This is a genomic window from Geminocystis sp. CENA526, assembly GCF_050753365.1.
In the GTDB taxonomy this organism is placed as follows: Bacteria; Cyanobacteriota; Cyanobacteriia; order Cyanobacteriales; family Cyanobacteriaceae; genus Geminocystis.
This window is the reverse complement of sequence record NZ_JBLZFY010000131.1, coordinates 1-9,480: the sequence shown is the minus strand read 5'-3', so window position 1 is coordinate 9,480 and position 9,480 is coordinate 1. Positions and strand designations below refer to the sequence as shown.

At 34.9% G+C, this 9,480-nt stretch carries 7 protein-coding genes; 5 read left to right on the top strand and 2 right to left on the bottom strand.

What is annotated here, in order from left to right; genetic code table 11:
• Positions 1 to 47: 47 nt before the first annotated feature.
• Entirely contained in the window at positions 48 to 1,289 is a 1,242-nt protein-coding gene (locus ACN4EE_RS20565) for a M23 family metallopeptidase (protein ID WP_431708373.1), read from the bottom strand.
• Between the two features lie 313 nt (positions 1,290 to 1,602).
• Entirely contained in the window at positions 1,603 to 2,253 is a 651-nt protein-coding gene (locus ACN4EE_RS20560) for a PAP/fibrillin family protein (RefSeq protein ID WP_431708372.1), read from the bottom strand.
• Between the two features lie 170 nt (positions 2,254 to 2,423).
• Here ACN4EE_RS20560 and ACN4EE_RS20555 point away from each other — a divergent pair, with 170 nt between their 5' ends.
• The 5 genes from ACN4EE_RS20555 to modA all read left to right on the top strand — a co-directional run bounded on the left by ACN4EE_RS20555 (position 2,424) and on the right by modA (position 9,298).
• Positions 2,424 to 3,596, top strand: coding sequence for an NAD(P)/FAD-dependent oxidoreductase (locus ACN4EE_RS20555; RefSeq protein WP_431708371.1), 1,173 nt, complete (start codon positions 2,424 to 2,426; stop codon positions 3,594 to 3,596).
• A 311-nt stretch (positions 3,597 to 3,907) separates the two neighbouring features.
• A complete protein-coding gene (locus ACN4EE_RS20550) occupies positions 3,908 to 4,180 on the top strand; it encodes a phycobilisome linker polypeptide (protein ID WP_431708370.1) in 273 nt (90 codons plus the stop codon).
• 31 nt (positions 4,181 to 4,211) lie between these two features.
• Positions 4,212 to 5,405 (top strand): ferredoxin--NADP reductase, encoded by a 1,194-nt coding sequence (gene petH, locus ACN4EE_RS20545; RefSeq protein WP_431708374.1) that lies wholly within the window; start codon positions 4,212 to 4,214, stop codon positions 5,403 to 5,405.
• A gap of 489 nt (positions 5,406 to 5,894) precedes the next feature.
• On the top strand, positions 5,895 to 8,045 hold the full coding sequence (locus tag ACN4EE_RS20540; RefSeq protein WP_431708368.1) for a PhoX family protein: 2,151 nt from the start codon (positions 5,895 to 5,897) through the stop codon (positions 8,043 to 8,045).
• A 353-nt stretch (positions 8,046 to 8,398) separates the two neighbouring features.
• Complete coding sequence (gene modA / locus ACN4EE_RS20535; protein ID WP_431708367.1) at positions 8,399 to 9,298, top strand: molybdate ABC transporter substrate-binding protein; 900 nt, start codon at positions 8,399 to 8,401, stop codon at positions 9,296 to 9,298.
• The last annotated feature ends 182 nt before the right edge of the window (positions 9,299 to 9,480 follow it).

Below are 9,480 nucleotides of genomic sequence, written 5' to 3'. Positions count from 1 at the left end.
CACTATTCACTATTCACTATTCACTATTCACTATTCATTATTCACTATTATCTTCTAGGTAACAAAGCAATAGGATTAACAGGTTTTTGTCCTTGGGGATGAATTTCAAAATGTAAATGAGGACCAGTACTGAAGCCCGTACTACCCATATTCGCTATATGTTGTCCTTGTTTAACAAATTGTCCCCTACGAACATGAATTTTGCTATTGTGAGCATAAAGGGTGATAGTACCATCAGCATGACGTATTCTAACTAAATTACCAAAACCACCAGAGTTCCAACCTGCGGTGATAACTTCTCCATCAGCAGCCGCTACGATAGGAGTACCAACGGGACCTGCAATATCGATGCCTCGGTGCATCCTACCCCAGCGCCAACCATAACCAGAGGTAAACACACCTTTGGCAGGCCAGATATAACCATTAAAGGGTCGATCGCCTTCTGGAAGATAAGGTTCGGGAGAATTTATTTGAGGTAAATCTGGAGAAACCATTTGCCCTGCGGAAGGAGTGATCATTGGATTATAGTATTCCACCTCAATGGGGATAACACTGACTAAATCTTCGGAAGGTGGAATCGTATTTCTTTGAGATTGATTCGGGTTAATAATTCTATTGTTTAAGGGTTGAGCATTGCGGTTTAATGTTCTTGGGGTGTTGCTGATTAAAGTGGGTTGCTCTACTTCAATAGAAATTTGAGTTTCAGTCTGTTGTTTAGCGTTTACTTCATTTTGAGGTATAACAACAGGTATAGTAATGGAGTTGTTATTCGGGATAGAATTATTAACAGTGGTAATTGGTTTATTTTCTACCCGAATAGGAATAGATATGTATTGATTGTTAGTGGATGTTTGTACAGGAGCTTCTACTGCAATGGGTATAGAAGTTGACTGAGTGGGAGGGTTAGTGAAATTTTGGGCAATTAGATTAGGTGCTTCAGTTTTTTTGCTGACAATTTCATTACTTTTGATCCCTACTAAAGGAGGATTTTGGTTTGCTTCCTCTAAAAGATTGGTTAATCTTTGATTCGTGGCGATCGAATAGCTGTTTCGATCGAGATTATCTATAGAAACGGAGGTTGCAGTGGTTAAATCAGAAGTTTGAGCATTTTCTACTAAAACAGACACTTCTTCGGCTTTACTAACTAATAAAGTAGGGCGAGAAAGGTCTAAATTCTCGATCGAACCGACAGAATTAACCGCTTGAGCAGAATTAGGTTGAAAAATCAATCCTAAACCAAGTACTAAAACTGTTTGAGGTAATTTGGGAGATAATGATTTGAGATTCATGAATACAATTTCCTTTTTACTCGTCACACGCTAAAAATTGGACGGTAAACTATCGAACAAAACGATAATCTACTAGGTGAACATTAATTGAATAACTGTGATTTTTAGACTAAATTTTAGCTCAATATAACAATAAATGTCACTTTAATTTTAGATTAATGATAGAAATTTCTTATATCCCAAATAGCAGATAACTGAGTTAAAAGTTTCAAATCTTCAAAAAAAGATAAAAACAGGCAATAAAAAGATTTTTTAGCCTTTATCAAGAGAATAAGTAGCTAAAAATATATAACTTTCAATTATAAATTGCTCATTAACTACTGATCATTGATTTTTGTTTTGACAAGATGAATAAACTACCATCTCCTCCCCTACCTATGCGTAAAGACTCATCAATATAAGTAATCTTTAAACTAGGGATTCGCCCTTGAGGATTTCTCGCATTAAATACTTTAACAGGATCAAATATAGGTGTTTTAATACCAAGAATTTTTTGGATAGAAATATATCTTTTATCAAAATTAACATTAATAATATTATTGGGAAGATTCTCATTTTCAGCTATTTTTGGTTCAAAAGTTGCCGTTACTTTCACATATCCATTAAGTAATCCAGTGGAATCTTTAACAAAAGCAATATTAAAAAAAGAGGCTTTTTGAGTATCGATAATTTGATAAACCTGCTGTAATTGAAAACCAAAAGGAAGTTTATTTAAAGAGCGAATTTCCCTAGCGGTGGAATAATGTAATTGCCAAATACCATCTAAGAGATTAACCCCATAGAGTAAAGGTTGGGGGAAAGGGTTACAAGTCTCTAAATCAAGGGTTATGCTTTCAATATAGTCACTTTCAGAGGGCGACACCATCAAATCGGTGATGGGATATTCGGGATTAATATTTCGGTTTTGGGCGAGAGTTTTAATCCCTGATAATAATGTTTCTTTGAGAATGAGACGACTTTTCAAAATCTTATGTTACTTTATTCAAGGTTTTTAATTTTACATTATTATTCTACATTGTCCTTGTTTTGTCCTAACCAGACAAGGCAATTAATACAGGCAGGAGCCTGTGCCACATGAATACAAATTAGCTTAAGATAGAATGAAAAATAAAGTTATTGGGAGACATAAGTAACGTGAAGAAAATTGTTATTTTAGGTGGTGGATTTGGAGGGCTTTATACCGCTTTACGGTTAATAGATTTGCACTGGAGTCAACAGCCACAAATCACAATTATTGATAAAAACGATCGTTTTGTCTTTTCTCCTTTACTCTATGAGTTAATCACGGAAGAAATGCAGAGTTGGGAAATAGCGCCTCACTATAGCGATTTATTGGCAAATACTCCCATTCAGTATATTCAGGATACAGTGACGGATATTAATTTAACGAATAAGGAGGTAATTTTAACTAATTCTAGGGTAAGTTACGATCGATTAGTAGTGGCTTTAGGCGGTATAACTCCTGATGATATGGTAAAAGGTGCGAAGGAGTATGCTATTCCCTTTCGTAGTTTAGAAAATGCCTATCGTCTCAAAGAAAAATTAAGGACATTAGAAAATTCGGATAAAGAATTTATTCGAGTCGCCGTGGTAGGTGGTGGTTATAGTGGTGTAGAATTAGGTTTAAAAATAGCTGATAGATTAGGAAAACGGGGTAAAATTAGGATTATCGATCGAGGTAACGATATTTTAACTAATTCCCCTGAATTTAATCGAAAAACCTCTAAAAATGCCCTATTAGATCGTAAAATTTGGTTAGATTTGGAAACCAACATCGTAGAAATAGAAGAAAATCAGATTTCGATCGAATATAAAAATAAAATAGATACCATCCCTGTCGATATAGTATTGTGGACTGTTGGCACAAAACCCGTCAAAATAATTAATAAATTACCCTTACCCCAAGACTCCCAAGGCAAAATAAAAATTAACCCCTATTTACAAGTCGAAAACCATCCAGAGATTAGTTCGATCGGGGATTTAGTAGAATGTAAAGATCAAGATGGTAAAATATTGCCTAATACTGCCCAAGTCGCCTTTCAACAATCAGATTATTGTGCATGGAATATCTGGGCAAGTATCGAAGATAAGCCATTATTACCTTTTCAATATCAACCCCTCGGAGAAATGTTAGCACTAGGCAAAGATAACGCCACCCTAAGCGGTTTAGGTATTTCATTAAACGGAGACTTAGCCTACTTAGCAAGACGTTTAGTCTATCTCTATCGTTTACCAACCTTTGAGCATCAATTAGCCGTTGCTTTCAACTGGATAACAAATCCCATCGCTTCTTTTATTAAAAACTAATGTTCTACTGTACAATACAGGCAAGATGCCTGTTCTACGGTGGTAAAATCCTAAATATGGTCGAAGTCTATTATTCATTATTTATTATTCATTACTCATTCCTCATTCCTCATTCCTCATTCCTCATTCGTCATTACTCATTACTCATTACTCATTACTCATTACTTTTTACTCCCCATTTTGGTAATATTAACATTGAGCTTATGAAAAGAGAATTTAACCATGGGATTAATGTGGTGAAAATTTGACATGATAAGCGTTTTAAGACAAAATTTACTTTACTTTCATAAAATCAGGAGTATATTAAGGATATGAGAAATTCAACTGCTGTAAAAACTTTTGCTAATAATCTTGCCGTGGAAGAGCGCCGTTTTTTGTTTGAAGTAACTGGTATTGCTAATCAAGGAGACAATAGCTTAAACTATCCTATTCGTCAAAGTGGCAGTACTTTTATCGCTGTACCTTATTCTCGTATGAATTACGAAATGAATCGCATTAATCGTTTAGGTGGACAAATTGTCAATATTTCTCCCATTGGTGTGGTTTCTCCTTTAGTTGCCGCTTCTGCTAACGGTGATGCTTAATAGGGAAGGAGTTATTTAGTAAATGAAAAAAATTAATACAGTTAAAACTTTCTCGAATAATCTTGAAGAGCGTCGTTTTCTTTTTGAGGTTGTTGGTATTGCAAACCAAGGAAACAGTAATTTAGACTATCCCATTCGCCAGAGTGGCAGTAGTTTTATTGCTGTGCCTTACTCTCGAATGAATCAGGAAATGAACCGCATTAATCGTCTTGGAGGTAAAATTATCAAAATTACTCCTATGGGCATTAACACTCCTATTCCTGAAAATAGTCTAAGTTATAGTTCCGATTTTACTACAAATCCTGAACCTATGACTCAAGCTAAACCAAAAGAGCATAAACCTGTTAAAGTACCCGTTAATATTTATCGCCCAAATAGCCCTTTTGTGGGTAAATGTTTAGAAAACTATGAATTAGTTGCCGAAGGCGGTAGCGGTACTGTACGTCATTTAACCTTCGATCTTTCTGGTGGTGATTTACACTATTTAGAAGGGCAAAGTATCGGTATTATTCCCCCCGGTACAGATGATAAGGGTAAGCCTAATAAGTTACGTTTATACTCGATCGCTTCTACCCGTCATGGTGATAAACTAGATGACAAAACAGTTTCATTGTGTGTTCGTCAGTTAGAGTATAAAAACGAGGCGGGGGAAACAGTTTACGGTGTTTGCTCTACCTATCTTTGTAACCTAAAAGAAGGTGCAGATGTATCAATTACAGGGCCTGTGGGTAAAGAAATGTTATTACCCGATGATGAGGATGCCACTATTATCATGTTAGCAACTGGTACAGGTATCGCTCCTTTCCGTGCGTTTTTATGGCGTATGTTTAAAGAAAGAGAGATTAATCCTGAGTATCAATTCAAAGGTTTAGCGTGGTTAATCTTTGGTATTCCTTATACCCAAAATATTCTCTATAAAGAAGATTTAGAGAATATGGCGGCAGAATATCCTGATAATTTCCGTTTAACCTATGCTATCAGTCGTGAACAAAGTACCGCCGATGGTGGTAAAGTTTATGTTCAAAGTCGTGTTAGCGAATATGCTGATGAATTATTTGAGTTAATCCAAAAACCCAATACCCATGTTTATATGTGTGGTTTGAAAGGAATGGAGCCTCCTATTTCTGAAACCTTTACTGCAGAAGCCGAGAAAAGAGGTTTAAAATGGGATGAAATGCGTAAACAAATGAAAAAAGAAGAACGTTGGCACGTTGAGGTATATTAATCTCTTTTGTGCTAGAATATTTTTCTGTTGTAAGTAACTAATGAGTAATGATTATCATCACTCAAACTTTTTTCATCAACTCTCAGTAAATTTTCCCCTATTTTATAGGGGTTTTTTTGTTATTCTCAAGTCTCCCTTTTCAGCAGGGTTTTTTCAAAGTCGGGGTAATTAGTAATATTAGGTTTGATTAAATCATTATAGTGAAATTTCACGCAAAGGCGCAAAGAAGTTCGCAAAACTTGTATTATAACTAATCATCCGAACCTGATATAATGGGGAATAGGTAATGGTAAATAGTATTTTAAAACTGTACCTCATTGTTTTAATAAACGCTATATCATAACTACTGTAGAAGAGCCTAAAAGATTAAAAATAGTTTAACAAAAAATTAATTTAATATTAACAAAAAATTCTCATTTTTTCGACTGAAATAGATTAAAATATTTCTAACTTTTTATAATAAAATCTATTTTAATTCGATCGAACCCCATGAGTTTTAATCGCAGAGAATTTTTAACATTTTTAGGCATTGGAGTCGCTACAACAGCCTGTGGCTCAGTATTGCAAAGTAAAATACAAGCCCAAACCTCCACTATAAAAAATCATTCTTTTACTAATTTTCAACCGATAAAATATCCTATTCCCTTAGAAATTGATAATCTTAATTATCAACAACAAAAACAAATATATCAGAGTTATAAAGTCGAAGATGATTTAGTTTTACCCGAAGGTTTTAAATACGATGTAATTGCCTCTTGGGGCGATCGAGTAGGAGATTCTCGTTTCGGTTATAATAATGATTATGTGTCATTCGTTGAAACTAGCTCTAATGAAGGCTTTTTAGTGGTAAATTTTGAATATGTAAGCCCAACTCCTTGGTTGCAATCCTACGAAATGGTATTGCAAAAATCCCTTTCTCCCGAAGTGTTAGATACTTTAGCACAAGCCCGTCAAAATCGACAGGCGTTAAACATTTTTGCCCTTCCTGATGACAACCCTGCTAAAATAAAATTTCAAGAATTTTTTGCTGAATTATTAATAGATCAAGGTATCGGTATAATATCTGTTAAAAAAGACAATAATGGTAAATGGCAACGCACCTACAGTAAGCTCGATCGACGTATTACTGGAATTTCGGGTTGGAAAGATAATCGTTACTTATCGTCAACAGGGGTTGCCACCCTCATCTTTAAAAAACAACAAGGATTAGGCTATATCGACAATTTAGGGGATAAAATCATCGGTACTTTTGCAAATTGCGCTGGGGGTACTTCTCCTTGGGGTACAGTATTTAGTGCGGAGGAAAATTTCCAAAGTTATGTACCAGAAGGTATTATGGCAGATGGTACTTCTTTACCCCCTGAATTTAATCCCGTATCGGGGTTAAGTGGGCAAGGTAATCCCTTCGGTTTAGCAGGAAATAAATACGGTTGGATGGTAGAAATTGATCCGAGCAATCCCAATGATTACGGCACAAAACACACATGGTTAGGGCGTTTTCGTCATGAAGCGGTAGCAATTCGAGCCGAAAAAGATCAACCTCTAGTATTTTACTCTGGATGCGATCGAACTGGAGGACATCTTTATAAATTCGTCTCGAAAGGAAAAGTTATCAATCCTACAGATAAGAAAAACTCCGCTTTATTACAAGAGGGGATGTTATACGTTGCCAAAATGTCCGAAGATGGAAAAGGGCAATGGATACCCTTAAAACCAGACACTCCCATTAATCCCATCGCCTTGCAAAATTTACAAGGGGGATTGCTAACCATACCTAACCCCGACAGACAAAAAGGCTCGTATATTGCAGTTAACAATCAAGCAGATTTAGATAATTTTGCTACAAAATACAAGAAGTTAGGAGACTTATATATAGGGGAAACCCAAGAAGAAATACAAGGTATCATCTTAATCGATGCCCATTATTGCGCTAATATCGTTGGCGGTACTTGTGGCGCTCGTCCTGAAGATGTAGAATTGAATCCTATAGATAAATCCCTTGTTATTGCCTATACCGCAGGAGTTGCAGGAAGCGAAGGCAGTCCCGATAAACGAATTTTCAGCGATCGAGACGGTAAAATGTATCAATATGGTTGCTTAATGCGTCTGAGGGAAAGCGACAATAAACCCGATGCCATGACATTTAGTTGGGAAATTCTTGGTGTGGGTGGTGAACCTTCAAAAGGTGGTATGGGTTTTGCTAATCCCGATAACCTTGAATTTGATGCTAACGGAGATTTATGGGTAGTAACAGATATTCCAACAGGTTTACACAATCAATCACCAAAAGAAGCTACACCTTTTAGAAGTGGAGTCTTAGGCAACAACTCCATTTGGTATATACCCTTATCGGGAGAAAACGCAGGAAAAGCCTATCCCTTTGGTATAACTCCGATGGAAGCCGAAGCCTGTGGTATATTTTTTACAAAAGATCAACAAAGCCTTTTTTTAGCGATTCAACATCCGGGGGAATTAAAAGGCATCAGAAAAGATATGCAGGAGATAAACGCCGAAATGACTATTTTAACGACTACTGGAGAAGAATTTACCCAAAAAAGAACTATTCCCCAAGGCTCAAATTGGCCTAATTTACAACCTAATCAACCGCCAAAACCTTCCCTCGTAGCAATAACTCTGTAGGGTGGGCATTGCCCACCAATCTCCTATTAGTAATAAGTAATGAGTTTTGATAATTTACTATCATAAATTGATTATTTCAAGATTTATTATTATTACTTGAAATTTGAAAAAAAATCTCCCTAATACCCTAACGCCCTAACACTTATTCTGTCAAAATACTTTTTCAGCAAACCCTAAATGTCTTTTTAAATAATAAGAGACAAACGAAATATACTTCAATCTTTTGAAATTAGTCGTTTTAGCAGACTTGTGCTATAAGCAATGAAATTTATTTCTTTATATCGATCGAAATAAGCTATAAGATAAACTAATAAAGTATTTATTTGATCAATAGCAGTAGTGATGATAGTTTAATGTATTTAAAAAAAATTTTTAGTTTATTACTAATTTTATTTACAGTCGTTTTTGTTATTATTATTAAGCAACAAAATAACAATCAACCACCCAAAATTTTAATTGGTGCGGCGGCTAGTCTTAAACCAGTTTTAGAAGAATTTAATCAAAAATATCCTCAAAATGTTGACTATAATTTTGCCTCCTCTGGCATTTTACAACAGCAAATTGAACAGGGTGCTTCTATTGATATATTTATTAGTGCTTCCTCTCAACAAATGGATATTTTAGAAGAAAAAAACTTATTATTACCTGATACCAGAAAAGATTTATTAATCAATAAACTGGTGTTAATTACTACGAAAGAAAATCCTTTATCTTTAACTAATTTTAATGATTTATTAAAGCCAGAAATTAAACTAATTGCCGTAGGAGAAATGCGTAGTGTTCCTGCTGGAAAATATGCTCAAGAAACTTTTAAAAATTTGGGGATTTTAGATTCTTTACAATCTAAATTTATTTTTGGTAATAATGTCAGAGAAACTTTAACTCATGTAAAAAAAGGAAATGCTGATGGCACATTTGAACAAATAGATTCATTATTATTAGACTCAGCAAGAGTGGAGGGTGCTTCTGAAATTGCTATATTTTATTATATTAGTTTACCCTTAGCTTTTCGTGGCATTTTAGCAGGAACAATTTTATCTTTTAGTCGTGTTTTAGGGGAGTTTGGTGCAACTTTAATGGTAGCAGGAAATATACCCAATAAAACTCAAACAATCCCTATGGCTATTTATTTTGCAGTACAAGCAGGAGAATTTCAAGAGGCTTGGTTTTGGGTTACAATTCTTTTATTTATTTCTTTTTTGACTATTTTTATCATTAATAATTTATCTCAGGAATTAGGAATTAGGAATTAGGAATTAGAAATGTAGGGATTTAATATAGCAATTCTTATATTTATGAGGTACATAGAACAGACTAAAACCCATTATTATTAAGAAATAGGTGTACCTTACTATTTTGATAAACGCTATATATTAAACCCAACTCGATCAAAAAACAATAATTATTTCCCCTCTTCCCCCTCTTCCCCCTCTTC

Excerpts from the sequence above, each read along its gene's own strand:
- ACN4EE_RS20540 (WP_431708368.1), top strand. The coding sequence starts at position 5,895 with ATGAGTTTTAATCGCAGAGAATTTTTAACATTTTTAGGCATTGGAGTC.
- ACN4EE_RS20565 (WP_431708373.1), bottom strand. The coding sequence starts at position 1,289 with ATGAATCTCAAATCATTATCTCCCAAATTACCTCAAACAGTTTTAGTA.
- modA (WP_431708367.1), top strand. The coding sequence starts at position 8,399 with ATGTATTTAAAAAAAATTTTTAGTTTATTACTAATTTTATTTACAGTC.
- ACN4EE_RS20550 (WP_431708370.1), top strand. The coding sequence starts at position 3,908 with ATGAGAAATTCAACTGCTGTAAAAACTTTTGCTAATAATCTTGCCGTG.